The organism is Spirillospora sp. NPDC048911 (assembly GCF_043198015.1).
In the GTDB taxonomy this organism is placed as follows: domain Bacteria; phylum Actinomycetota; class Actinomycetes; order Streptosporangiales; family Streptosporangiaceae; genus Spirillospora.
In genome coordinates this window covers 510,630-535,677 of sequence record NZ_JBICUD010000007.1, presented here as the reverse complement: position 1 = coordinate 535,677, position 25,048 = coordinate 510,630, and the positions used below count along the sequence as shown (strand labels likewise).

The following is a 25,048-nucleotide window of genomic DNA, read 5'->3' as shown; positions in this document are numbered from 1 at the left end:
TCGGTCATGTCCTTGGGGCACGGGCGCTGTCACAGGCGCTCGAAGCCGCGGCGCAGCTCCCAGTCGGTGATCGCCCGGTCGTAGGCGTCCAGCTCGACCAGGGCGTAGTTGGCGTAGTGGTCGACGACCTCCTTGCCGAACGCCTCCTGGGCCAGGGCGCTGCGGTTCCAGTCCTCGGCCGCGTGGCGCAGCGTCCCGACGACGGTCTCGGCCTCGCTGGAGTAGGCGTTGCCGGTGTACGCCTCTTCCAGCGGCAGCTCGTTCTCGATGCCGTGCAGCCCGGCGGCGATCAGTCCCGCGACCGCGAGGTAGGGGTTGACGTCGCCGCCGGGGACGCGGTTCTCGATGCGGAGGGACGGGCCGTGGCCGACGAGCCGCAGCGCGCAGGTGCGGTTGTCGACCCCCCACTTGATCGCCGTCGGCGCGAACGAGCCCGGCTGGTACCGCTTGTAGGAGTTGATGTTGGGCGCGTACAGCAGGGTGAAGTCGCGCAGGGCCGCCTGCTGGCCGGCGATGAAGTGCTCGCCGATCTTGGACAGCCCGAACGGCCCGTCGCCCGCCATCACCAGCGCCCCGTCCGTCCCCCTGATCGAGATGTGGATGTGGCAGGAGTTGCCCTCACGCTCGTTCGGCTTGGCCATGAACGTGATCGACATGCCCTCCTGGGCGGCGATCTCCTTGGCGCCGGTCTTGTAGAGCACGTGGTTGTCGCACGTCGCCAGGGCGTCGGTGTAGCGGAACGCGATCTCGTGCTGCCCGAGGTTGCACTCGCCCTTGGCCGACTCCACGTACATTCCGGCGCCCGCCATGCCGTTGCGGATCCGGCGCAGCAGCGGCTCGACCCGCGCTCCGCCGAGGAGGGAGTAGTCGACGTTGTACTGGTTGGCCGGGGTGAGGTCCTTGTACGACTTGTTCCAGGCCTGCTCGTAGGTGTCCTGGTAGACGATGAACTCCAGCTCGGTGCCCACGTACGCGCCCCATCCCCGTTCGGCCAGGCGGTCGAGCTGGCGCCGCAGGATCTGCCGGGGCGAGGCGAGCACCGGGGCGCCGTCCTCCCACACGAGGTCGGCGAAGACCAGCGCCGCGCCCTCCTGCCAGGGGACGCGGCGCAGCGTGCTCATGTCGGGCTTCATGACGAAGTCGCCATAGCCCCGGTCCCAGGACGACATGTCGTAGCCGTCGACGGTGTTCATGTCGACGTCCACGGCCATCAGGTAGTTGCACCCCTCCGAACCGTGCCCGGCGACCTCCTCCAGGAAGTAGCGCGCCGACAGCCGCTTGCCCTGGAGCCGGCCCTGCATGTCGGTGATCGCGATGATGACGGTGTCGATCTGGCCCGCCTCGGCCTCGACCCACAGTTGTTCCAGGTTGAGCGAGGGTGGCGCGGGGTTTGAGGGCACAGGACCGCCTTCCGGTGAGCTGACTTAGCCGACGGACTTCAGGTCTTCCTCGATCGCGGCGAGCTCCGCGGCGCTGCCCTGCACCTTCGGGCCCGTGAACCAGCGGCGCGCCGACACCAGCCACCACAGGGCCGCGCCGCCCAGCACGACCAGTACCGCGATCGGCGAGTAGTTGAAGGAGTCCTTGGTGATCGGGTTCGCGGGCGGCAGCATGAACAGCACCGAGATGAACAGCACCCAGACCACCGCGACGATCCCGATCGGCTTGCCCCACCTGCCCAGGTGCCAGGGTCCGCGCTGGAACCGGTCGCCCTGCCGCAGCCGCAGGAACGTCGGGATGACGTACGCGATGTACAGGCCGATCACCGCGACGGACGTGACGGCCAGGTAGGCCGTCTTGTTCCAGATCGCCGGCAGCGCCAGCACCCACGCGCCGCCCGCCGCCAGCCAGATCGCGTTGGTGGGGGTACGGGTGCGCTTGTTGATGGCGTGCCAGAGCCGCGAGAACGGCAGCGCGCCGTCCCGCGAGAACGCGTAGATCATCCGGGAGTTGGCGGTGACCGAGGCCATGCCGCAGAAGAACTGCGCCACGAACGAGATGAGGATGAGCAGCTTGCCGGTGGTCTCACCGGCCGCCGCGACGAAGATCTCCGCGGGGCCGCCGGTCAGCGACTTGTCGTAGTCCTGGATGGCGAACGTCACGCCGAGCAGCAGGATCCAGCCGGCGATCACCGACACCAGCACCGAGTTGACGATGCCCTTGGGGCCGCTGCGCGCGGCGTCCCGGGTCTCCTCGGTCATGTGGGCGGACGCGTCGTAGCCGGTCATCGTGTATTGGGCGAGCAGGAGCCCGATCAGCGCCGCGTACCAGCCGTACTGCCAGCCGGTGCCGTTGACGAACTCGGTGAACACGAACCCCGCCGACTGGTGCTTCGCGGGCTTGATCACCAGCACCCCGACGACGACCGCGACGCCGATCACGTGCCACCACACGCTGACGTTGCCGAGCAGCGCCACCAGCTTCACGCCGAACTGGTTGAGCAGCGCGTGCGCCGCCAGGATCACCGTGAAGAGGAGGAACGTGTGGCCGAGGGACACCGAGTAGCCGAACTGCAGGTCGAGCAGCGGGTTCAGGAACGCCGCCGAGCCGTAGACGATCGCCGCCGTGACCGCGACCTGGCCGATGAAGTTGAACCAGCCGGTGAACCACGACCAGGCCGCGCTGTTGGACGGCGCGAGCTTGGCCGCCCAGTAGTAGAGGCCGCCCGCCGTCGGATAGCTGGAGCAGACCTCGGCCATGGCGAGCGCCACGAGCAGCGTCATGACGCCGACGAACAGCCAGCCCCAGGTGATCACCACCGGGCCGCCGCCGGACAGCCCGATCGTGTAGGAGGTCAGGCAGCCGCTCAGCACCGAGATGATGGTGAACGAGACCGCGAAGTTGGAGAAGCCGGACATCGATCGGCTGAGCTCCTGGGCGTAGCCCAGCTCGTGCAGCCGCTTTTCGTCGTCGGAGAGGGAATCGGGCGAGGGCGAGGACGCCTTGTGCTCGTCGATGCTCACGAGCGCCTCCTAAAACGGGCTAATGTCAGACCATTAGTGGTCAAGGCCACGTTCCCGTCAAGGGCCGGGGCCAGGCGAAACAGACATGTAACGTGGCCTCCGACGTTCGGGGACGGCGGAGGGCGGCGATGCTGGGCGACACCGGGGAGCCCCCGCCCGCGCCGGATGCCGAGCCGGGCGCCGGGCCGGATGCCGGGCCGGGCCTCGCGGCTGGGGGGATCAACGCCGTGTTCCGTCCCGTCCGGGCCGGGAACGCGTTCGAGGAGACCGTCGAGCGGCTGCTCCAGGTGATCAAGCTGGGCGTGGTCGGCCACGGCGAGCGGCTGCCCCCCGAGCGCGAGCTCGCGCCACGGCTGGGCGTGAGCCGGGTGACGCTGCGCGAGGCGATCCGGGCGCTCCAGCAGGAGGGGTACGTCGAGTCCCGGCGCGGCCGCGCGGGCGGCACGTTCGTGCTCTACCGGCCGCCCCGGCCCCGCCGGGGCGACCTCGCCCGCGTCGCGGCCGGGCGCGGCGAACAGCTCACCGACGCGCTCACGTACCGGATGGCGGTCGAGACCGGGGCCGCCCAGCACCTGGCGTCCACCGGCCTGGAGCCCGCCCAGGCGGCCCGGCTGCGCGCCGCCCTGGCGGCGGTCAACACGGCGAACGCGGCGGACTACCGGCGGCTGGACACCCTCTTCCACCTCACGATCGCCGAGCTCACCGGTTCGGAGCTGCTGTCGGCCGCCTGCACGGACGCGCGGATGCGGGTCACCGACCTGCTCAACGCCATCCCGGTCCTGCAGCGCAACATCGAGCACGCCGCCGTCCAGCACGCCGCGATCGTCGACGCCGTCCTGGCCGGCGACCCCGAGGCCGCCCGCCGGGCCGTCGCCGAGCACCTGGAGGGCACCGCCGCCCTCCTCCGCGGCTTCCTCGCCTAGGTTTGCGGGCCCTGCGCCGCTGGGAGGCCTTCCGCCCAGGGGCCGGACTCCCTGCACCCAGGGGCCGGACGCCCTGCGCCCGAGGGGCCGGATGCTCTACGCTCGCGGGCCACACGGCCCTGCGTTCGCGGGCCGGGAGGTGAACCTTGGACGCGGTCGCGTGCGTTTCTCATGACGTACGCTGAACGGGTCGCTGGAGATCACGGAGGGATCGGCACGCATGGAGTGGCTGCTCTGGGTGGCAGGTGTGCTCGGGTTCTTCCTGTGCCTGATGTTGTCGATCGCTCTGCACGAGCTGGGGCACTTCACGTTCGCCAAGAGGTTCGGCGTGCGGACCACCCAGTTCATGGTGGGTTTCGGGCCGACGATGTGGTCCAGGACCAAGGGCGAGACCGAGTACGGGGTCAAGTGGATCCCGCTGGGCGGCTACATCCGCATGATCGGGATGCTGCCGCCGCGCAAGGGCGACGCCCCCGGCCAGGTGCGCCAGATCAGCACCGGGCCGTGGCAGGGCCTGATCGAGTCGGCCCGCGGCGCCGCGCTGGAGGAGGTCCGCCCCGGCGACGAGAACCGGGTCTTCTACGCCAAGAAGTGGTGGCAGAAGCTGACGATCATGTTCGGCGGCCCGGCCATGAACCTGCTGCTCGCCGTGCTGTTCTTCGCGATCCTGATCATGGGCATCGGCCAGGAGAACCGGATCGCCCGCCCGGTGGTCAGCGCGGTCAGCGAGTGCGTCGTCCCGGCCGCCCAGGCGACCGGGCAGTGTCCGGCGGACGCCACGCCGACCCCGGCGGCCAAGGTCGGCATCAAGCCCGGTGACCGCTTCGTCTCGTTCGGCGGCCAGCGGATCGAGAGCTACTCGCAGCTGCAGACCATGATCCGCGACTCGGCCGGCAAGACCGTGCCGCTGGTGGTCGAGCGGGGCGGGCGGCAGGTCGGCCTGCAGGTCCCGATCATCAAGAACCAGATGCCCGACCTCAAGGACGAGGCCAAGACCGTCACGGTCGGGTTCCTCGGCATCACGCCGCTCCAGGAGTACACCTACGAGCGGCAGGGGCCGGTCGCGGTGGCCGAGCAGTTCGGCTCGATGACCGCCCACACGGCCGGCGCGCTGCTGCGCATGCCGCAGAAGATGGTCGGCGTCTGGCACGCCGCGTTCGGCGACGACAAGCGCGACCCGAACGGCCCGGTCGGCGTCGTCGGGGTCAGCCGCCTGGGCGGCGAGGTCGTCGCCTCCGACTGGCCGGCCAAGCGCAAGATCGCGATCTTCGTCGGGCTGCTCGGCTCGATCAACCTCGCGATCGGGATGTTCAACCTGGTCCCGCTGCTGCCGCTGGACGGGGGCCACATGGCAGGCGCGATCCTGGAGGGGCTGAAGAAGTTCTTCGCCCGGCTCTTCGGCCGCCCCGACCCGGGCTATGTCGACGTCGCCAAGGCGCTGCCGCTGACGTACGTGATGGCCGCCATCATGATCGTCATGGGCGGATTGCTGATCTACGCCGACCTGGTCAACCCCATCCGGCTCTCGGGCTAGGGCTCCACGGGCATCTCGCCGGTCTTGTGGAAGGCCCGCAGGGCCTCCAGGTACGGCCCGACGTCCAGGCCCTTCTCGGCCAGCCAGGCGTCCGAGCCGTAGGTGTGGGCGTACCGCTCGCCGCCGTCGCAGATCAGCGTGACCACGCTGCCGCGCTCGCCGCGCGCCAGCATCCCGGCGACGAGCCCGGCCACGCCCCACATGTTGGTGCCGGTCGAGCCGCCCACGTCGCGTCCGGTGACCTCGCGGGTCCAGCGCATCGCCGCGACGGACGCCGCGTCCGGCACCTGGATCATCCGGTCGATCACGGTCGGCAGGAACGACGGCTCCACCCGGGGCCGTCCGATGCCCTCGATGCGCGACCCGGCCGCCGTCCGCGACCGGTCGTTGTCGGCGAAGCCGCCGAAGAACGCCGAGCCCTCCGGGTCGACCACGGCGACCCGGGTCTGGAAGCGCCGGTAGCGGGCGTACCGGCCGATCGTCGCCGACGTGCCCCCGGTGCCCGCGCCGACCACGATCCAGGACGGCTGCGGGAACCGTTCCAGCGACAGCTGCTCGAAGATCGACTCGGCGATGTTGTTGTTGCCGCGCCAGTCGGTGGCGCGCTCGGCGTAGGTGAACTGGTCCATGAAGTGCCCGTCGCACTCCCGCGCCAGCCGCCGCGACTCGTCGTAGATCGACGACGGGTCGGTCACCAGGTGGCAGCGGCCGCCGTAGAACTCGATCAGGCCGATCTTCTCCGGGCTCGTCGTCGCCGGCATCACCGCGACGAACGGCAGCCCGAGCAGCCGGGCGAAGTAGGCCTCGCTGACCGCCGTGGAGCCGCTGGACGCCTCGATGATCGTGGTGCCCTCGCGGATCCAGCCGTTCGCCAGCCCGTACAGGAACAGCGACCGCGCGAGCCGGTGCTTCAGCGAGCCGGTGGGGTGGACCGACTCGTCCTTCAGGTAGAGGTCGATGCCCCATTCGGGCGGCAGCGGGAACACGTGCAGATGGGTGTCGGCGCTGCGGTTGGAGTCGGCCTCGACCTTGCGGATCGCCTCGGAGATCCACTCGCGGCCCCTCGGATCGCAGCGGTCCACGATGCGGCTCATGTGCGACCTCTCCCCTCGTCGTCCGCCCGTCATCCCGGATCGGCGGCCTCCCAACGATATCCCCGCATGTCACGGTGCACGTGACGGTGCATGATGGGGGGACCACAGGGGGCCTCATGTTCGACTTGTTCACGCACCGGATCGTCGAGACGGGCAGGCTGCCGCTGTTCTCCTTCCTGGCGGCCTTCATCGTCATGTTCGTCGTGACCAGGGTGAACGTGCGGCTGATCCGGGCGAACGTGCGCTGGTGGTTCCGCAACGTCAAGGCCGGCGATCTCCACATCCACCACGTGGTCTTCGGCGTGGTCCTGATGCTCGTCGGCGGCGTCGCGAGCTTCGCCATCCCCGACTTCTACAGCGGCTTCAAGGTCGCCGCGGCGATCGTCTTCGGCATGGGCTCGGCCCTCGTGCTGGACGAGTTCGCGCTGATCCTGCATCTCAGCGACGTCTACTGGACCGAGAAGGGCCGGGCCTCGGTCGACGCCGTCTTCGTCGCGATCGCGGTGACGGGGCTGCTCCTGCTCGGCATCAGGCCGCTCGGCTTCGAGGGGATCCAGCCCGATCCGGAGGGCGGGGTCAGCCACACCGTGCTGGTCGTGATCTACATCCTCTCGCTGATCGCCAACCTCGTCCTCGCCGTGGTCACGCTGCTCAAGGGCAAGATCTGGACGGGGCTGCTCGGGCTCTTCGTCCCGTTCATCCTCATCATCGGGGCGATCCGCCTCGCCCGCCCCGGCTCGCCCTGGGCCCGCTGGCTGTACGTGCCGGGCTCGCGCAAGGCACGCCGCGCCCAGTGGCACGAGGAACGATTCCGGCGTCCGCTCATCAAGGGGAAGATCTGGGTCCAGGAGTTCATCGCGGGCCGGCACGATCTCGACCTCCGCCACCGCCGCAAGGGCGGGGCGGACGCGCGCGGCGCGGACTCGGAGGGGCGCGGCGGCCGGTCACAACCGGCCGATCAGGTTCGTCAACCCCATGACGGGACCTGACGAAAGGCTGCGACCGATGCACGACACCGCCACCGATTTCCTGGCCGAACGTTTCGAAGAGAACCGGGTCCGCCTTCAGGCCGTGGCCTACCGCATGCTCGGCTCGCTCAGCGAGGCCGACGACGCGGTGCAGGAGGCGTGGCTGCGGCTCAGCCGTTCCGACGCGCGCCGGATCGACAACCTCGGCGGCTGGCTCACCACGGTCGTCGGGCGCGTGTGCCTGGACATGCTGCGGTCGCGGACGGCGCGGCGTGAGGATCCGCTCGACCAGCGGCTGCCCGATCCGATCGTGAGCGGCCAGGAGGGCGCCGATCCCGAGCAGGAGGTGATGCTCGCCGACTCGGTGGGCCTCGCGCTGCTGGTCGTGCTGGAGACGCTGGCCCCGGCCGAACGGCTGGCGTTCGTCCTGCACGACATGTTCGCGATGCCGTTCGAGGAGATCGCGCCCATCGTCGAGCGCAGCCCGGCCGCCGCGCGCAAGCTCGCCAGCCGTGCCCGCCGCCGCGTCCAGGGCACCGTCCCGGCCCCCGATCCCGACCTGGCCCGCCAGCGCGAGGTCGTCGACGCCTTCCTCGCCGCCGCGCGCGACGGCGACTTCGACGCGCTGGTCGCCGTGCTCGACCCGGACGTCGTGCTGCGGTCGGACGCGGGCAAGGGCGGCCGCCTGGCCGTCGTCCGCGGCGCCACGGCGGTGGCCCGCGGGGCGATCACCTTCTCGCGGATCGCGCAGGGGGGCACGCCCGCGCTGGTGAACGGGGCGGCGGGCGTGATCTCCACGGTGGGCGGCCGGCCGTTCTCGGTGCTGGGCTTCACCATCAGCGGCGGGAAGATCGTCGAGATGGACGTGCTCGCCGACCCCGACCGGGTCAGCCGCCTGGACCTGCGGTTCGTCGCCGGCTGAGCTCAGTCCTTGTCGATGACCGGGGCGATGGCCTTGACCGTGTCGATGGTGTCGGCCTCGGCGGCGGACTTGTCGGGCCGGTAGCGCAGCACGCGGGCGAAGCGGAGCGCGATGCCGCCGGGGTAGCGGGGGCTGTGCTGGACGCCGTCGAAGGCGATCTCGACGACCAGTTCGGGACGGACGTGGACGGTCCAGGAGTCTTCGCGGACGGCCAGCTCGCGCAGCTTCTCGGTCTGCCAGGCGAGGAGCTTGTCGGTGAGGCCCTTGAACGTCTTGCCGAGCATCACGAAGCCGCCGGTCTCGGGGTCGCGGGCGCCCAGGTGCAGGTTGGACAGCAGGCCCTGGCGGCGGCCGTGGCCCCACTCGACGGCGAGCACGACGAGGTCGAGGGTGTGCCGGGGCTTGACCTTGATCCAGCCCGCGCCGCGGCGGCCGGCGGTGTAGGGGGTGTCGAGGGACTTGACCACGACGCCCTCGTGGCCGAGCGCCACGGACTCTTCGAAGAACTCGGCGGCCTCGGTGGCGGAGGAGGTGACGATCCGCGGCATGCGGAGGTCTTCGGGGGCGACCCGGGCCAGCGCCGCGTGCCGGTCGGCGGACGGCGCGTCCAGGAGGTCGTCGCCGTCGAGGTGGAGGATGTCGAACAGGAAGACCGAGAGCGGCACCGAGCCGGAGCTCTGGGTGCGGGTCGCGGTGCGGGCCGAGGTGACCTGGAACGGGTGCGGGCCGCCGTCGGGGCGCAGCGCGATGAGCTCGCCGTCGAAGACCGCGGTCTGGAGGGGCAGCCTGCGCACGGCCTCGACGACCTCGGGCAGCCGGTCGGTGATCTCGTCGAGGGTGCGGGTGAAGACGCGGACGCCGGACGGGCCGACATGGATCTGGGCGCGGATGCCGTCCATCTTCCACTCGACCGCGACCTCGACGCCGCCCTCGTCACCGGCGCCCTTGGCACCGCCCTGGAGCTTGCCGAAGGACTCCTCCATCGTCGGCGCGGCGGCGGCCAGCATCGGCTTGATGGGGCGGCCCACCTCCAGGCCGAACGTGCGGAGGGCGTCGACGCCGCCCGTCAGCGCGGCGGTGGCGACGGGCCCGAGGGAGCCGCGCAGCATCACCGCGCGCCGTACCTCGGTGGCCGGGACCTGCGCCGCGGCCGCGATCGCCTCGGCCATCACGCCGTCGAGGGCGCCCTGGCGGAGCTCGCCGGCGAGGAGGCGGATCAGGAAGTCCTGCTCGGCGTGGGTGGCGCGGGCGAGGAGGGCGGCGAGCAGCTCGCGGCGGCGGGCGACCGAGCCCTTGCCCGCCACGGTGCCGATCTCGGTGAACGCGGCGTCGATCTCGGGGACGGTCAGGGCCGGGGCCGCGGCGGGCTCGGGCACGTCGCGCAGCGAGGCGTAGCCGACGCCGATCTGGCGCTGGGGCAGGTCGCCGGACAGATAGGCCACCACGATGGCGGCCTCGCCCGGACCCGCGTCGCGCAGGCACTCGGCGAGCAGCCCTACCTTGGTCTTGCGCCCCGACGTGCCGGCCACCGCGCCGGACGTGCGGGCGATCTCCGCGAGCAGCACGTCTCCCATTGTGTCCGGAGGGTCTGACACGTGACTCCACCGGGGGACCTCTGGTCAGCGGCACGTTCACCCGATTACCTTTTCGGGCATAGGGGCTGGGGAGCTCGCGGGAGTGAGGAGCGGTGAGTGGCGCGTCCACGTCCGACTGAGCCTTTCCAGCGTGTCTATTCGGCGCCGGAGCCGCCGGCGCGGGCCCGCCGTCCGCGGGTCGCGGCCCTGGTGACCGCGCTGGTGTCGTTCGCGGTCGCCGCGGCCGTCGTGTTCCTGGTGCTGCCGGGCGGCGACGAGCGTGAGGGGGCGGGGCGGGCCCCGTCGTCCGCGCCCACCGGCGGAGGGGGAACCGAGTCCGCCGAGCCGACGGCCGCGCCTTCGGCCTCGAAGGGGCCCGCGTCGCCGTCGTCGGGCCCCACGGCCGCGGGCGCACCGCCGATCACCGCGTTGCCCGACTCGTGCGGCACGGTCGGCCAGAACACCGTCCGCCGCATCATCCCCGGTGCGCGCCGCCAGGAACAGAGCCGCAACAGCACGCTCACCACCTGCACGTACGCGTCCACCGGAGCCGACTCGCGCTGGCTGCGCGTGGAGGCGCACCTCTATCCGCCCGGCAGGTCCACGTCGCCGGTCGATGACGCGAAGGGCTACTACAGCGCCCAGTGGACGCAGGCACGCAAGCCCACGATCGAGCGGACGGTGAGCCTCGGCCGGCAGTCCGGGCTCGGCGACGAGGCGTTCCGCTGGTTCAAGGTCGACAAGGGCCAGCCGACGGTCGTCGGACAGGTCACCGTGCGGCTCCGCAATGCCGTGATAGCCGTCAGTTACAGCGAATACGCCGAGAGTAAAAATGAAGCGGATTCGCGTGAGCAAACGTGTCTCGCCAAAGCCACGGACGTCGCGCGAGAAGTGCTGGCCGGTATCAGTTGAATCATTTCTGACCGAATTCGGCCGAACGTGGGATAAGCGCTGTCATCCGCTCCTAGGGTGTTTCGGTATAGGGGAGGGCGGTACCGGCCCGCCCGGTGGGAGGGTGGTGCCCGGTACGGTCGGCCCGTGGGGAGGAGGAGGTCGACGGCGTGTATACGCAACTGGCAGGAGTGTCCTGGGTGAAGTGACCCCGGGGCGTGTGGGGATCCGCAGAGGACGGGCCGCAAGGTGGACCACCGCCTTGCGGCCCGCGTCGGTCTATTAGGTGTACCAAATGGAAATGCCGCGACGGGACATCGCCTAATGTGATTAGTCAAGCACGGACGTCCGTTGGGCGCGGGCCCAGGAATGGAGCGATTGTGGAACCGGTTGCAGTTTGGTGGGCGGCACTGGGAGATGTCCGGCCGGGGCTCGCCGACCTGCTCGACCCGGTCGAACGGGGCCGCCGGGAACGGTATCTGCGCGATGCCGACCGGACTCGGTTCACGCTCGGCGTCGCCGTCACCCGGCTCGCGGTGGCGGCGGCACGGGGGCTGGCTCCGGAGGCCGTTCCGATCGACCGGGCCTGCACCGACTGCGGCAAGCCGCACGGCCGCCCCGTCATCGAGGGCGGCCCGCACGTCTCGGTGTCCCATTCCGGCGACCGGGTCGCCGTGGCGATCTCGCCGCACGGTCCGCTCGGCGTGGACGTCGAGGAGGCGGGCCGCGCCACGGAGAGCATCGCCGGGCACCTGCTGGCCCCCGCCGAGAAGGCGGACGCGGCGGCGGCCGGGATGAGCCCCGGCGCGCTCCTCGCGTACTGGACCCGCAAGGAGGCGGCCCTCAAGGCGACCGGCGACGGCCTGCGGGTCGCGCTCACGCACCTGCGCATGTCGGCGCCCGCCGACCCGCCCCGGCTGGTCGCCTGGGAAGGCCGGCCGGACCTTCCCGGCCGCATGAGCATGCACGTCCTGGACCCCGGTCCCGGTTACGGCGCCTGCCTCGCGCTGCTCGACCACCCCGCGGACGTCCCGCGCGTCGAACGCCCGGCCGCGGAGCTGCTCGACCCGTTCAGCCCACCGGCAGACCGGTCTTGATCCAGATCAGCCCGTGGATAGACCGATCTTGATCCAGGTCAGGCCGCCGGCTGAGCGATCTTGAATTCGGGTCAGGCCGCGAGCAGACCGGCCTTGATCCAGACGTCGCGGGCGGCGCCGTCCAGGTAGCCGACCTCGTCGAAGAACGCCGTGCACTTGCGGAACGACCACGCCATCGTGGCGCGGCGGTGCGGGCTGCGCAGCGCGACCCGGCGGGCGAACGCCGGGTCGAGCCCGACGCCCCGATAGCAGGACGGGTGGACGACCTGGCTGCTCATCAGGCGGATCCCCTGGGCGAGGCCGTAGGAGGCGAGCCGCCGCTGCACCGCCGGGGCCCTGACGATCAGCCGCTTGAGCTCCTCCCGCGCGTACTTGATGTGCCGGGCCTCCTCGATGACGTGGATCCGGGTGACCTGGCGGATCAGCGGCTGGATCTCCTCGTCCGGGAACGTCAGCCGCTGGAAGGCGTCGGTGAACTCCTCGACGGCGAGCACTCCGGCGAACATCGGCATCGGGTCGTAGACCGCGTTCACGGCCTTGCCGATCGCGAACGGGACGCGGTGCACGCGGTGGGTCTTCAGCCCGCACGTCCGCACCATCTGCCCGAACATCTTCGAGTGCCGGCATTCGTCGGCGACCTCGGTCAGCGCGTACGCGAAGTGCCCGCTGTCGTAGCGGTTCCGGTAGGCGTGCTGGATGAGGCCCTGCATCAGCAGCAGCTCGGACCAGATGCCGAACGAGGCGATGCTGCACATCTCCCGTTTGCTCAGCTCGACCCGCTGCCGGTGCGTCAGCTTCTCCCAGAGCGGCGTCTCGTAGAGCGAGACGAGTTGCGGCGGCATGTAGAACCGGTCCGGATCCTGCGGGGCATCCCAGTCGACATCCATGTCGGGGTCGAACGAGTGTTTCCGGGAGGCCCTGAGGAGCCGTTCGGCGACCACCTCGCGGTCGGTCAGTTCGAGCGTGTGGTTCCCGTCCTTGCAGCGGACCTGAGCGGTCCAGGTGGAGGCGCGGGGACGATCGGTGACGGAGCCGGGGGCCGAGGTGGCCATGGGGGCCTCCTATCGGAGCGGTGCGGGTATCCGGGCGAGCAGGCGCAGGGAGCCGGGGGAGACGCGGGAGACGGCGTGCAGCAGGCGGCTCTCGAAGGTGACGGGCACGAGCGGCTTGTTCTTGGTGATCGCGTCCACGATGCGCTCGGCGACCTTCTCCGCCGGGTAGTGCCGCAGCTCGAGCGCCCGCTGGCCGCGTTCGCGCAGCCGCTTCCGCTCGGCGTCGCTCCCGCCCACCAGCGTGGCGTTGCGCAGGATGTTGGTGTTGGTGAAACCGGGGCACACGGCGGTGACGCCGATGCGCGAGCCGGCGAGCTCGGCCCGCAGGCATTCGCTCAGCATCACCACGGCGGCCTTCGTCGTGCAGTAGGCGGGCAACTGGCGCGACGGGGCGAATCCGGCGGCGGAGGCGATGTTGACGATGTGCCCGCCCTTGTTGGGCTTGTCCGGCTTGTTGGGCAAGTTGTTGACGCGCTCCACCATCTGCTTGCCGAACAGCCGCGAGCCGTGGATCACGCCCCAGAGGTTGACGCCGACGATCCGTTCCCAGTCGGCCAGGCCGGTGTCGAGGAACGGGCCGGACACGGCGATCCCGGCGTTGTTCACCACGATGTCGGGGACCCGGTGGGCGGTCCGCACCTCGGCGGCGAACGACTCCATCGCGCCGGCGTCGGCCACGTCGACCTGGTAGGCGGCGCCGTCCGCGCCCAGCCCCTTGGCCAGGACGATCGTCTGCTCGGCGGAGTCAAGATCGATGTCGGCCGCGATGACCTTCGCGCCGCGTTCGGCCAGGGCCAGCGTGGCGGCCCGGCCGAGGCCGCTGCCGGCCCCGGTCACGACGGCGAGCGCTCCGTCGAACTGCGCGATGGGCATGAGTACCTCCGAGGGATGGGATCTCAGGAAGATCTCAGCAAAAGGTACTCAGGATGCGGTCTCCGCCGCGATGACCGCGTCCACCTCGGCCTTGCGATCGGCCTCCTCGGCGGCGAACCGCTCCTCGTCGAGCTTCTCGGCGATCTCCTCGTCCTGCCCCATCAGGGCTTCGAGGTCGGCCTTGGACATGTTCAGCACGCCCATGTCGTCGTAGGTCCGCTGGATGCGCTCGCTCCACAGCCCGATGTCCTTGACGCACGGCACGATGCGGCTGAACAGCAGGCTCTGGAACATCCTCATGTAGGGGGAGTTCTCGACCATGTGGTCGACCTCCTTCGGATCGATCCCGAAGTTGGTCCAGATCTCGCGGCCGCGGATGCGGTCGCGCATCAGGTAGCAGCCCTCGATGACGAAGTCCTCGCGCTCCTTGAGCTCGGCTGGCGACAGCTGCTTGTAGTAGTCGCGCAGAGCCAGCCGCCCGAACGCGACGTGCCGCGCCTCGTCCTGCATCACGTACGCGAGGATCTGCTTGGGCAGCGGCTGGGTGGTGATGTCGCGGATGACGCCGAACGCGGCCAGCGCGAGCCCCTCGATCAGTACCTGCATGCCGAGGTAGGGCATGTCCCAGCGCGAGTCGGTGAGCGTCTCGGTCAGCAGGTCCTGCAGCTTGGTGTTGATCGGGTAGACCATCCCGATCTTGTCCTGGAGGAAGCGCGAGAAGATCTCGACGTGCCGCGCCTCGTCCATCGTCTGGGTGGCCGAGTAGAACTTGGAGTCGAGGTCGGGCACCGACTCCACGATCCGCGCGGCGGTGATCATCGCGCCCTGCTCGCCGTGCACGAACTGGGAGAACTGCCACGAGACCGAGTGCCGCCGCAGCTCACCGATCTCCTTGGCGCTGAGCATGTCCCAGTACTTGGTGCCGTAGATGGCCAGCGACTGGTCGGGCACGCCGAGCGCGTTGTGCGGGTCGACCTCCAGATCCCAGTCGATGCGCTTCTCCGAGTCCCACTGCTTGTCCTTGCCCTTCTGGTAGAGGGCGAGCAGCCGGTCCCTGCCGTCGTCGTACTCCCAGGTGAACCGGGCGTCGCCGGTCATCGGGACCTGCCAGGTGGACTTGTCGACAGGCTCGGTGTAGAGGTCATGGGTCGACACGGGCGCACCCTCCACGGTGAGGCTTACGTACGTTGTACGTCTTACGTACGATGTACGTACCGTGTCACGCGATACTTACCTGCGTCAACGGTGGGAAAGGGACGGACCGATGGGCAAGAGAGTGAGCTCCGTCACTCCTGCGGAGGGGCCGGCGGGGGAGCCCGCGCCCGCGCCCGCGGCGGCGGCGGCGGTGCCCGCGGGAGGCCGTCCGGTGCTGACGCGTGAGCGCATCGTGCGGGCCGCCGTCGAGCTGATCGAACGCGGCGGCGCGGACGCGCTGTCCATGCGCGGGGTCGCCGCCGAGCTCGGCGTCGCGGTGATGTCGCTCTACAACCACGTGCCCAACAAGGCGGCGCTCTTCGAGGGGGTCGCCGAGTACGTGGTCGCCGGCATGGACCTCGCCGACGACCCGGCCGAGCCGTTCACCGACCGGGCGCGGGCGCTGGTGCGCGCGTTCCGCAAGGTCGCGCACGACTACCCGCGCTGCATGACGATCGTGTTCACCCACAAGATCGACACCCCGGTCGGGCTCCGGCCGGCCGAGCGCGCCCTCGCCCTGGCCGACGCCGCCGGCTTCGACGGCGAGACGTCCGTCCGCGTCATGCGCGCGCTGATGGCCTACGCGCTCGGCGCCCAGATGCGCGAGATCGGCCAGGCCAAGGCGCTCGACTACCACCCGCCGGTCGCCGAGTCGCTCGCGCGGCTCGATCCGGAGGAGTTCCCGCACGTTATCGCGTTCGCCCCGGACCTGGCCCGGCACGATCCCGAGACCGACTTCGAGTTCGGCCTCGACATGCTGATCTACGCGTTGGACGCCCTGCAGAAGGGCCTGCATACGGGCCTGAACGCAGGGGTCAAGGAGCGTACGGACTGAGTCCTCGCCAGCAGAACTCGGTCATGTGGTTCGCGGCGTCCTCGACGCTGACGCGGTCAGGGTGCCGGGTCCGCCACAGGGCCAGCCGCTCGCACCCGCCGATGATGATCTCGGTGAAGGCCGCCAGGGCGGCGTCCGGCGCGTCCGGGGCGAACGACTTCAGCACGCCCTTGATGAGCGCGCTCTGCTGCTGCCGGGTCTCCTCGACCAGGCCGGCGCTCTCCGGTGGCACGGTCAGCGGCTCGGAGAGCACCATCGCGAACGAGGCGCTGTGCGCGTCGACGAACGCGAAGTAGGCGAGCATCCCGCGCCGCAGGATGTCCTCGGGTGTGGCCGCGCCCGCCATCGCCTTCTGCGTCGCCTCGTACAGCTCCGCCTTCGACCGGGCCATGGCCGCGTGGAACAGCCCGTCCTTGGAGCCGAAGTACTCGTACAGCATCGGCTTGGAGACACCGCAGCGCTCGGCGATCTCGTCCATGGAGGAGGCCCGGTAACCGCGGTCGGCGAAGACCTGCTCGGCCACGTCGAGCATCTGCCGCTCCCGCTCGGCACGCGACATCCGGCGGCGGCGCGGCGTGCCCGGTGTGGCGGTGCTCACAACGATTCCCCTCTGTTGTACCTATCGTCAGTAACCTACTGTCGGTAACTTACCGGGAGTAGGGTAACGCGCGCCGGGACGGCACGGCGGCGGAACGCGGTACGCGGAAGGCGGACACGGCATGAGCGAACGGGCGGCCATCGTCATCATCGGCTCCGGATTCGCCGGGCTCGGCATGGCGATCCAGCTGAAGAAGCACGGCTTCCACGACTTCGTGGTGCTGGAGAAGAGCGAGGCCCTCGGCGGCACCTGGCACGACAACACCTATCCCGGTTGCGCCTGCGACGTCCCCTCCCACATGTACTCGTTCTCGTTCGAGCTCAACCCCGGCTGGTCGAGGATGTTCGCCCCGCAGCCGGAGATCCGCTCGTACATGGAGAAGACGGCGGACAAGTACCGCGTCCGCGACCACCTCCGCTTCAACAGCACGGTCGACGCGCTCGAATACGACGACGACGCCAAGCGCTGGAACGTGACGCTCGCCGACGGGGCGGTCCTCACGCCCAAGGCCGTCATCGCCGGGATCGGCGCGCTGCACGTCCCGTCGTACCCGGATCTTCCCGGCATGGAGACGTTCAAGGGCAAGGCCTTCCACTCCGCCGAGTGGGACCACTCCTACGACCTCGGCGGCAAGCGCGTCGCCGTCATCGGCACGGGCGCGTCCGCGATCCAGTTCGTGCCCCAGATCGCCGAGCAGGTCGCCGAGCTCGTGCTCTTCCAGCGCACCCCGCCGTGGATCCAGCCCAAGCCGGACCGCGTCTTCCCGGCGCCGCTCCGCAAGGCGTTCGAGAAGGTGCCGGGCGCGGCGCGCGCGTTCCGCCACGGCCTCTACTGGACGCTGGAGGCGCGCGCCGTCGGCTTCACGATCGACCCGCGGCTGTCGGGACCGATGGAGCGGCTCGCCCGCTGGCACATCAAGCGGCAGATCGCCGATCCGGAGCTGCGCGCCAAGGTCACCCCGGACTACACCATCGGCTGCAAGCGGGTGCTGTTGTCCAACGACTACTATCCGGCGCTCGCCCGCCCCAACGTCGAGGTCGAGACCAGCGGTGTCGCCGAGGTGCGCGAGCACTCGATCGTGACCAAGGACGGCCGGGAGCACGAGGTCGAAGCCATCATCTACGGCACCGGCTTCAAGGTGACCGACGCGCTCAACGACCAGACCATCGTCGGCCGGAACGGGCTGAAGATCCAGGAGCTCTGGGCGAACGGCATCGAGGCCTACCGCGGCACGACCTACCCCGGCTTCCCCAACTTCTTCACGCTGCTGGGCCCCAACACCGGCCTCGGCCACAACTCGGTCGTCTTCATGATCGAGGTGCAGATCCAGCATGTGCTCAGCTGCCTCACGTTGCTCCAGGACACCGGCGGCGACGCCATCGAGCCCAAGCCCGCCGCGCTGCGCGCGTTCAACGATCGCATGCACAACCGGCTGCGCAAGGCGGTCTGGAGCGAAGGCGGCTGCCAGAGCTGGTACCTGGACGAGAACGGCGTCAACCGCACGCTCTGGCCGGGACACACCTTCGAGTTCTGGGCGGGTTCGCGCAAGGCCAAGCCCGAGGACTACCGCATCAGCAGGTAGCCCTCAGGCCAGGTCTTGTTACGGACGGGCGATACGAGGGGCTCGCAACGGGACCCACACCACGCGTACGGAGCGTTCGCGTTCGGGCGGCTTCGGGGGCCGCGCCGGTTGTGGTGGAAGGGCCCGCAGACGGGCGGCGGTGAGCTTCTTGCCCTTCGGCAGTTCGACCCCGTTCGGCACCTTCACGCCCTTCGGCAGCTTGGGCCCGTACGGCAGGAAGAGGACGTGGTGGGCCCGGCGGGTCCGCAGGGCGGAGGCCCGGCGACGGCGGGACATCTGCAGCCTGGCGAGGAGCAACGCCGTTGACGCCGCCAATGCCGCGAGCCACCCCGCCTGGAGCGCGGCGAGGTCCTTGGAGTCGAAGGCGGGCTCAGTGCCCGCCCGCAGCGCGACCGTGGAGAGGATCGGCTGCGCGTCCGGGGCGATCTGCGGTGAGGCGACCGGCGGCAGCGCGACCTGGCTGGGCGGCAGGCTGAAGGGGTTGAATCCGCCGCTGCCCGGAGCGCCGCCGGAGGAGCCCGGCGCGCCGGGCGAGGCGGGGCCGGTACCGGGCGGCGGCGCGATGTTCTCCTTGGCGGTGACGACGACGGTGGCGGACGCGGTCTTGCTCGCCGCCTTCGCGGCCGACACCGTGGCCGAGATCGTGATCACGCCGTGCTTGGCGGTGTCCGGGATATTCACGGTCGCCAGCGCGTTCGCACCGGCCGAGGTCACCGTGCCGAGGCTCTGCGAACCAGGGCTGATGGAGACTCCGGAGCCGGAGAGCCGCACCGTGGCGCCGGTGGCGTTCGCCTTGCTCGCCGACACCCGGACCATGGCGGTCACCGAGCCGCCGGGAGCCACGACCGGATAGCTCATCGTCAGCCCGGCCGACAGCTCGGGAGCGCCCTTGGCCGGCGGCTTCGTCGGTGGCTTCGTTGGTGGCTTGGTCGGTGGATCCTTAGGCGGGTTGGACGGCGGTGGATCGCTGGGCTCGTGCGAAGGCGGTGGGTCGGACGGCGGCGGGTCCGAGGGCGGTGGGTCGGACGGCGGCGGGTCCGACGGCGGTGGATCCGAGGGAGGTGGGTCGGACGGCGGTGGGTCCGAGGGCGGTGGGTCCGACGGTGGAGGGTCGGACGGCGGCGGGTCCGACGGTGGCGGATCCGAGGGCGGTGGGTCCGAGGGCGGTGGGTCCGACGGCGGATTCTCACTGGGGGTCGGATCCGCGGTCGTCGTCGAGGGACTGGGGGACGGCTCGGCGGCCACCGGGGTCGCAGAGCTCGCCGCCAGGATCGCCGCCGCGCCGAGCCCTGCCAGGACCGTGCCGCGTGCCGAGAGGACAGGCACTTCCTCCACACCTCCGGGCCATGTCGAGAAATATCAAATAAAGGGAGCCTCATTCGATATCAACATGGACCGGAGACGCTTATCAACCCTTGCGAACGGAGTTCGTGCCGAACGCGAAATCGACCTTCTGGATGATCGATGAATTGTCATCCGGTGAGTGTCTCAGTGCTCCTCCGGTCGATCTCCGGACCCGGGACGGACACGATCGCGCAACGACATGGCACGGAGCACGATCTCGATGGCGAAGCGCGCGTCGGGATCGGTCAGCCGGCCGCCGAGCTCTTTTTCGAGGCGCTTGATCCGGTGCCGCACGGTCTGCGGGTGAACGTGCAGTTCATCGGCCATTTCGGCGGCCGTTCCACGGGTCGTGAGCCAGGTGTGGAGCGTCGCCAGGAGCCGTTCCCGCTGCCCGGGCTCGAGCTCGTTCATTCCGCCGAGATGCCGCCGCGCGAGCTGGTCGACCAGGGCGCAGTCGGCGAGCAGCCACAGCGTGACCAAGTGGTCCTCGCACGAGGTGACGGGCCCGTCGTCAAGCACTCCGGCCTCGATCAACGTCAGCGCCTGCCTCGCCCACCGCAGCGAGTCCGCGGCGTGCTCCAGGGGCACGGTGAGCCCGGTCGCGACACCGCCGTCGGGGAACGCCTCGGCGAGCATCGCGCGGCGTCCGGCGGGCAGCGCCTCGGGCCGGCCGTCCGGGGCGCGGCACGGGACGAGCAGCCGCGGCTCGTCCGCGGTGAGATCGACCAGCACGTCGTCGTCGAGGGCTTCGCGCACGCAGCGCGCGTCGTGCGGGACGACGACCAGCGTCACCTCGTCAGGCACGTTCCATTCGGTGAGCTCGGCCAGTTCGGCGATGGCGCGGTCGGAGCCGGGGCGCCTGGCCAGGATCAGTTGCAGGAGCCGGCGCCGCTGGTCCTCCACCTGGGTCGGGCGCGCGTCCATGTAGCCGGACAGGGAGAGCGACGCCAGCTCGTTCATGTAGCCGAACAGCGCGTCGGCGAGCTGTGCCATCACCGACGACGAGAGGTCGTGCCGCGCGGCGATGGTCATCAGGCGGCGCCACGCCACCTGCGCGCCGATCCGGTAGGCGGCCTGAAGGCTGTCGAGGGAACGGCCCTCGTGCGCCTCGAACCGGCCGAGCCGGCGGTAGGTGTCGTCGTGCCGGTGGGCGTCGGGAGCGGCCTCCGCCACCCGCGCGACGAACTGGTTGAGAGCTCGTTCGACGCCGATCTGCAGGGCCGTCACATAGGGCCCCTGCATCGGGCGGTCGTACTCCGGGAGCGCTCGGGGGATCTCTTCGATGATCTCCTCGGCCAGGCTGGGCAGCTCCGGCCGCAGGATGGTGAGGAGCCGTCGCGGGAGCTGCGACGTCGCCGGTTCCGGCCTCCCCGTCTCGAGCGTTCGGGGCATCGGTGGGCACCTCCAGGTCAACACCGTCGGCACGGCCTGGCCGAGACGCGGCGGGGTCGCCGGTCTCGTACGGCCGTGTGTCAGTACGGCATCAGGTCCCGGAAGGGACGCGCCGAGCGGGGGACCCCTGCGCGTCCCCCGAGCGCTTGGTTATGTGAGTTGGAGCACACTGACATTAAGTGGGATACCGCCGCCGGAAGTTAAAGCGAACGTAAAATCGTTCGCTCGTGATCATGGCGTGGCGGTCCGTAACGGCTGATCGGTCCCGGCTGGTACTCACCTTCGGTCATCGCGAGTTGATAATCCCGGATGTTACCAAGCGCTTGCTCACCTCACCATTCTCGCCCGTTAGTCGGCACGGTCGCCCGGGGTGCCGCGTCGTCCCAGGTGACGCCGCCGGTGCAGGCTGGCGGCCCGCAATGTGACGTCCAGAGAGAAACGTGTGTCCGGATCGGCGAGGCTCTCGCCGAGATAGCTCTCCAGTTGCCGGAGCCGATAACGAACCGTCTGCGCGTGGACGTTCATCCGGTCGGCGAGCTCCACCGCGTTGCCGCGCGTGGTGACCCACTCGGCGAGCGTCTCGGTGAGCTTGCGGCGGTGGCCGTCCGACATGTCCTCGAACGGGGCCAGGTGCCGGCGGGTGAGCTCCTCGATCAGCGTGACGTCGGAGAGCAGCCACATCGTCATCAGGTGCTGCTCGCAGGGGATGAGAGAGCCGTCCCGGATGATGCCCTCTTCGGCGAGCTCCAGGACCCGCCGTGCCCAGCGCAGCGAATGCGTCGCCTTGTCCAGCGGAAGGGTGAGGCCGAGCACCGAACTGGCCTCGGACAACGCCGCGTCCAGCATGCTCTTGCGGTTGCGGTCGAGCGGGCCCGGGACGAGCAGGCACGGCCCGGGGGAGTCGAGATCGATCAGCACGTCCGCGTCGAGCGCCGACAGTGTGCACGGCGCGTCCGGATGGATCGCGACCATCGTGACCTCGTCGGGCAGCGGCCACGACGCCGTCCGCGCCAGCTCCTCGATGGCCTCCGGCACGACCGCCGGCTGCTGGAGGATCAGATGCAGCAACTGCTTGCGGTGCTCGCGGCGCCGCAGGTCGGCGTGCTCCATCGCCTGCCGGTGCCCGTGCCGGGTCTGGGTGATGGCCTCGTCCATGTACGTGAGCATCGACTCGACCATCGTGGTGACGATGACCGACGGGATCTTCTCCCGTTCGGCCACCGCGGCCGTGCGCCGCCAGGCGATATGGAACGCGATGCGGTACGCGGCCTGCATGTGGTCGAGACTGCGCCCCTCGACGGCCTCGAAATGCCCGAGCGCGCGGCAGGTCTCGTCCCGTTCGGTCAGCGGGGCGGCGGGGTCGGCGATGCGCTCGATGTACGCGGTGAGCAGTTTCTCGGCGCCCAGCCGCAGGATCTGGTCGTACGCGGAGTTCTCCGGCCGGTCGTACTCGGGAATGGCGCGCCGGATCTCCTGCACGACCTCGTTGATGACGTCTTCGAGCTCAGCCCACATCAGGCGGGCGAATTGCGGCGGGACCTGCACGGGGTCGGGCTCCGCCGGTCCGGGGAGCTCGAGCGCCTGCGTCATGAAACACACCTCTCCGCGTGAGGACCGCTGGGCGCTGCGCGCGAACGTCCGGTCACCGGGCCCTCGGCGGCGACCGGGCAGCAACGATGGCCGGGAGCGCGCCGTGGAGGGGGAGCTCACTCCCGAAACCGTGCACTGGAGCACGTGAAACATAGGTCTACCCACGGGTTCTGACAAGGGTTTAGACCGACATTACCTGCGAGTACTCGGACCCGGATAAGGCAAATGTTTGGCGGCGCTGAGTTAGTGATAACGGCGTCCCGGCCGACCTCTGGAGTCACAATTACTAGCCAGTACTAAGCCTTGACGAGTTTTGAAAGATCGAACGCTCAGCATTTGACACCGAAGAAGCCCTGGTCAGAGCCGTTGGGCGAGATTCTGCGGATTCCTATTGAGAGTCGTTGGTCTTGGTCGTAATGTCCTCGCGTACAACCACGGCCAGCCGGAAGGGAGTCACGTGCTCAGAACAGTCGGCACGCGAACCCTTCTAGCCGCCCTATCTGCGACAACGCTGCTGATGCTTCCGGCACCCGCTATCGCGAGCGACCCCGAGCCGACTCCGACGCGGACCGAAGAGCCCGAGGGCAAGCTGTCGATCAGCGTGGTGGCCACCGACGCCAGCGCGAAGGCGGGCACTCAGGTCGCGGTGACCGCCACCCTCTCCGCCACCGGCGGCACCGTCGCGAAAGCCCGCATCACCGGCGCCAGCGCGACCGGCGGCACGGTCTCCGGCCAGTGCCGGACGGGCTGCACCCTCGGCCGCCTCACCGATTCGCAGACAGTCACCTTCGTGGTCTCGGCTCCCTCGGACATCCGCAAGGCCCGCGTCGTCACGCTCAGAGTGAGCGCCGCGTCCTCGACCGGCACGGCATCCGACTCCGCCTCGGTCAGCTTCGTCCCCAAGATCGTGCAGCTCCCCGGCAAGCCCGGTGGCGGCGGCTCCAAGACCAACCCGAGCACGCCGAAGAAGACGAAACCGCCGGTCAAGCTCCCACCGAGCAAGACTCCGAAGACTCCGCTGCCGAACACCAAGCCGCAGTCTCTTCCGTTCCAGCGGCTTCCCGGCAACGGAGTGCAGCTCCCGCAGGTCTCGCCCGTCCAGACCCCGCAGGTGGCCCAGCAGACGAGCCTCGGCCCCACCGCACGCCTCACCGGCGCGACAGACGACGCCGTAGACGCGTTCGGCCTGCTCGCCAGCGCCCAAAGCGCCTGGCTGACCGTGCTCCTGGCCGCAGTGATCGCCGTCTTCTACCGCGCCCGCCGCCCCCTGAAGCTGGCGGTCGCACCGACCTTGCGCCGCAAGCCGAAGCCGGCGAGGCAGACACCTGCGAAGCCCCACCTCCCGAGCCTCCCGAAGCGGCGCGAGCGTCGCTCGGGACCGCGCTCCTTCCTGGGCTTCTCCATCCGTCTTCGCTGATCACAGCACTCGCGACATAGCCCTTTCGGCTGCCCTAAATGGGTGAGCAGCCGCCCTATCCACGCATGACTACTCTCCGGTGTTTACCAGTTCGTTATCTGTGTTACTGGCCAGTACTCGTTCTCGTACGTTTTCGTGCCGATCGAACACTTAACTTGTGACAAAGCGCGAGAACATCGGCTGGTTTTCCTCCTGGTTTCTGTCAAATAGGTATTGCTGACGGGGGCTACTCGGCCGTAACGTACGAGCCGTACCACCGCATCCGTGGTGCCCGCCTGGACAAGGGTGGTCCCAGGTAAGAGGGCACCCATGCCTTCGGCGCGGCCGCCTGACAAAGGCCGCCGCCGAAGTGGAGGAATCAGTTCCCGCAGTTAAGGAGAAGCCGCCTCGCGCAACAGAGCCCCAGCCGTTCCCTACTCCGCGTCCCTCTTTTCGAACAAGCGCGTTCCACCCCGAGAAGGGAAATCCCTTGCGTAAGCTCCTCCGCACCTCCGTCCTCGCCACCGCCGCGACCGCGACCGTCCTCTCCCTGGCCGTCGTACCTTCGGCCAGCGCCGAGGACGCCACCTGGACCAGCAACCCCGGCGGCGCCATCACCGGCACCAACGTCGGCAACCTGATCGGCCGCAACGTGACCCGCGGCGCGATCGTGTCCTGCTCGGATGCCGAGGCCTCCGGCACCGTCAAGTCCGGCTCCGGCCTCGACGGCACGGGAATCGCCAGCGTCGAGTCGCTGCGAATGGGCGGCTACACCGGCGACCCGGAGATCTGTGAAGGCCCGTCCGGCCTCGCCGTTCAGATCATCGTCAACGACCTTCCGCTTGAACTCGACGCGGTCTCCTACAACCCCACCACCGGTGTGACCACCGGTGCGCTCACCAACGCCGACGCGGGCGGAATCACCGGCAAGCTGATCGGTCTCGACGACGGCTGTGAGGCCGACTTCGTCGGTGCGAACGGCCAGCCCGGCAAGATTCCCGGCACGTTCACCAACAGCACCGACAGGTTGACCACGACGAGCGGCGGCAACCTCGTGGCCACCAACGTCAACGGCAACTGCCCGGCGAACTTCATCCAGAACGGCGATGTCGTCGCACTGGAGGGCACCTTCCAGCTGAGCTCGAACCAGACCCTCACCAGCCCGTGACCTGACGCGTCTCAACCGCAGCGGCCACGCTCACTCCCGCGCCGGGGGGAGCGTGGCC

21 protein-coding genes are annotated in these 25,048 nt (G+C 69.9%); 10 read left to right on the top strand and 11 right to left on the bottom strand.

Going from position 1 to position 25,048, the window contains the following annotated elements; genetic code table 11:
- Positions 1 to 29: 29 nt before the first annotated feature.
- Positions 30 to 1,367 carry a glutamine synthetase family protein gene (locus ACGFNU_RS32085; RefSeq protein ID WP_392599756.1) on the bottom strand — a complete coding sequence of 446 codons (1,338 nt, stop codon included), beginning with the start codon at positions 1,365 to 1,367 and terminating at the stop codon, positions 30 to 32.
- 57 nt (positions 1,368 to 1,424) lie between these two features.
- The gene (locus tag ACGFNU_RS32080; protein ID WP_392599680.1) at positions 1,425 to 2,963 is read right to left on the bottom strand and encodes an amino acid permease; all 1,539 of its coding nucleotides are present in this window, start codon (positions 2,961 to 2,963) and stop codon (positions 1,425 to 1,427) included.
- A 128-nt stretch (positions 2,964 to 3,091) separates the two neighbouring features.
- Between ACGFNU_RS32080 and ACGFNU_RS32075 the strand changes: the two genes are divergently transcribed.
- Complete coding sequence (locus tag ACGFNU_RS32075; RefSeq protein WP_392599678.1) at positions 3,092 to 3,886, top strand: FadR/GntR family transcriptional regulator; 795 nt, start codon at positions 3,092 to 3,094, stop codon at positions 3,884 to 3,886.
- A gap of 220 nt (positions 3,887 to 4,106) precedes the next feature.
- Positions 4,107 to 5,420 (top strand): M50 family metallopeptidase, encoded by a 1,314-nt coding sequence (locus ACGFNU_RS32070; protein ID WP_392599676.1) that lies wholly within the window; start codon positions 4,107 to 4,109, stop codon positions 5,418 to 5,420.
- Here the strand turns inward: ACGFNU_RS32070 and ACGFNU_RS32065 are convergent.
- Positions 5,417 to 6,514: a PLP-dependent cysteine synthase family protein gene (locus tag ACGFNU_RS32065; protein WP_392599674.1), complete on the bottom strand. Its 1,098-nt coding sequence runs from the start codon at positions 6,512 to 6,514 to the stop codon at positions 5,417 to 5,419. The two genes, ACGFNU_RS32070 and ACGFNU_RS32065, sit on opposite strands and share 4 nt — an antisense overlap.
- Positions 6,515 to 6,630: 116 nt before the next feature.
- Here ACGFNU_RS32065 and ACGFNU_RS32060 point away from each other — a divergent pair, with 116 nt between their 5' ends.
- Both ACGFNU_RS32060 and sigJ read left to right on the top strand, forming a co-directional pair.
- Entirely contained in the window at positions 6,631 to 7,503 is an 873-nt protein-coding gene (locus ACGFNU_RS32060; protein WP_392599672.1) for a hypothetical protein, read from the top strand.
- 16 nt (positions 7,504 to 7,519) lie between these two features.
- Positions 7,520 to 8,404: an RNA polymerase sigma factor SigJ gene (sigJ, locus tag ACGFNU_RS32055; RefSeq protein WP_392599670.1), complete on the top strand. Its 885-nt coding sequence runs from the start codon at positions 7,520 to 7,522 to the stop codon at positions 8,402 to 8,404.
- A 2-nt stretch (positions 8,405 to 8,406) separates the two neighbouring features.
- Here the strand turns inward: sigJ and ACGFNU_RS32050 are convergent, their stop codons facing one another.
- A complete protein-coding gene (locus tag ACGFNU_RS32050; protein WP_392599669.1) occupies positions 8,407 to 9,969 on the bottom strand; it encodes an ATP-dependent DNA ligase in 1,563 nt (520 codons plus the stop codon).
- A gap of 126 nt (positions 9,970 to 10,095) precedes the next feature.
- On the opposite strand from ACGFNU_RS32050, the gene ACGFNU_RS32045 reads away from it, so the two are divergent.
- Together ACGFNU_RS32045 and ACGFNU_RS32040 are read left to right on the top strand one after the other, a co-directional pair.
- Positions 10,096 to 10,890, top strand: a complete 795-nt coding sequence (locus ACGFNU_RS32045) for a hypothetical protein (protein WP_392599667.1) — start codon at positions 10,096 to 10,098, stop codon at positions 10,888 to 10,890.
- Between the two features lie 359 nt (positions 10,891 to 11,249).
- Entirely contained in the window at positions 11,250 to 11,966 is a 717-nt protein-coding gene (locus tag ACGFNU_RS32040) for a 4'-phosphopantetheinyl transferase family protein (RefSeq protein WP_392599665.1), read from the top strand.
- Between the two features lie 71 nt (positions 11,967 to 12,037).
- Here the strand turns inward: ACGFNU_RS32040 and ACGFNU_RS32035 are convergent, their stop codons facing one another.
- From ACGFNU_RS32035 to ACGFNU_RS32025, 3 genes are read right to left on the bottom strand one after another with little or no spacing between them, the layout of a single operon-like run.
- Positions 12,038 to 13,018, bottom strand: coding sequence for a diiron oxygenase (locus tag ACGFNU_RS32035; RefSeq protein WP_392599663.1), 981 nt, complete (start codon positions 13,016 to 13,018; stop codon positions 12,038 to 12,040).
- 9 nt (positions 13,019 to 13,027) lie between these two features.
- A complete protein-coding gene (locus ACGFNU_RS32030; protein WP_392599661.1) occupies positions 13,028 to 13,891 on the bottom strand; it encodes an SDR family NAD(P)-dependent oxidoreductase in 864 nt (287 codons plus the stop codon).
- A 48-nt stretch (positions 13,892 to 13,939) separates the two neighbouring features.
- On the bottom strand, positions 13,940 to 15,046 hold the full coding sequence (locus ACGFNU_RS32025) for a ferritin-like domain-containing protein (RefSeq protein WP_392599659.1): 1,107 nt from the start codon (positions 15,044 to 15,046) through the stop codon (positions 13,940 to 13,942).
- Between the two features lie 109 nt (positions 15,047 to 15,155).
- Between ACGFNU_RS32025 and ACGFNU_RS32020 the strand changes: the two genes are divergently transcribed.
- The gene (locus ACGFNU_RS32020) at positions 15,156 to 15,920 is read left to right on the top strand and encodes a TetR/AcrR family transcriptional regulator (protein ID WP_392599657.1); all 765 of its coding nucleotides are present in this window, start codon (positions 15,156 to 15,158) and stop codon (positions 15,918 to 15,920) included.
- On the opposite strand, the gene ACGFNU_RS32015 is transcribed toward ACGFNU_RS32020, so the two are convergent.
- Positions 15,901 to 16,518, bottom strand: a complete 618-nt coding sequence (locus ACGFNU_RS32015) for a TetR/AcrR family transcriptional regulator (protein ID WP_392599655.1) — start codon at positions 16,516 to 16,518, stop codon at positions 15,901 to 15,903. The genes ACGFNU_RS32020 and ACGFNU_RS32015 overlap by 20 nt on opposite strands.
- Before the next feature lie 121 nt (positions 16,519 to 16,639).
- Here ACGFNU_RS32015 and ACGFNU_RS32010 point away from each other — a divergent pair, with 121 nt between their 5' ends.
- Positions 16,640 to 18,100, top strand: coding sequence for a flavin-containing monooxygenase (locus tag ACGFNU_RS32010; protein ID WP_392599654.1), 1,461 nt, complete (start codon positions 16,640 to 16,642; stop codon positions 18,098 to 18,100).
- Positions 18,101 to 18,118: 18 nt separating this feature from the next.
- Here ACGFNU_RS32010 and ACGFNU_RS32005 read toward each other — a convergent pair whose 3' ends face one another.
- From ACGFNU_RS32005 to ACGFNU_RS31995, 3 genes are all read right to left on the bottom strand, one after another.
- Positions 18,119 to 18,958 carry a hypothetical protein gene (locus tag ACGFNU_RS32005; RefSeq protein ID WP_392599652.1) on the bottom strand — a complete coding sequence of 280 codons (840 nt, stop codon included), beginning with the start codon at positions 18,956 to 18,958 and terminating at the stop codon, positions 18,119 to 18,121.
- A gap of 630 nt (positions 18,959 to 19,588) precedes the next feature.
- Positions 19,589 to 20,836, bottom strand: a complete 1,248-nt coding sequence (locus tag ACGFNU_RS32000) for a PucR family transcriptional regulator (RefSeq protein ID WP_392599651.1) — start codon at positions 20,834 to 20,836, stop codon at positions 19,589 to 19,591.
- Positions 20,837 to 21,184: 348 nt separating this feature from the next.
- Positions 21,185 to 22,426, bottom strand: coding sequence for a PucR family transcriptional regulator (locus tag ACGFNU_RS31995; protein WP_392599649.1), 1,242 nt, complete (start codon positions 22,424 to 22,426; stop codon positions 21,185 to 21,187).
- Between the two features lie 517 nt (positions 22,427 to 22,943).
- Here ACGFNU_RS31995 and ACGFNU_RS31990 point away from each other — a divergent pair.
- Both ACGFNU_RS31990 and ACGFNU_RS31985 read left to right on the top strand, forming a co-directional pair.
- Positions 22,944 to 23,843: a hypothetical protein gene (locus ACGFNU_RS31990; RefSeq protein WP_392599647.1), complete on the top strand. Its 900-nt coding sequence runs from the start codon at positions 22,944 to 22,946 to the stop codon at positions 23,841 to 23,843.
- Between the two features lie 469 nt (positions 23,844 to 24,312).
- Positions 24,313 to 24,990, top strand: a complete 678-nt coding sequence (locus ACGFNU_RS31985) for a hypothetical protein (protein WP_392599645.1) — start codon at positions 24,313 to 24,315, stop codon at positions 24,988 to 24,990.
- The last annotated feature ends 58 nt before the right edge of the window (positions 24,991 to 25,048 follow it).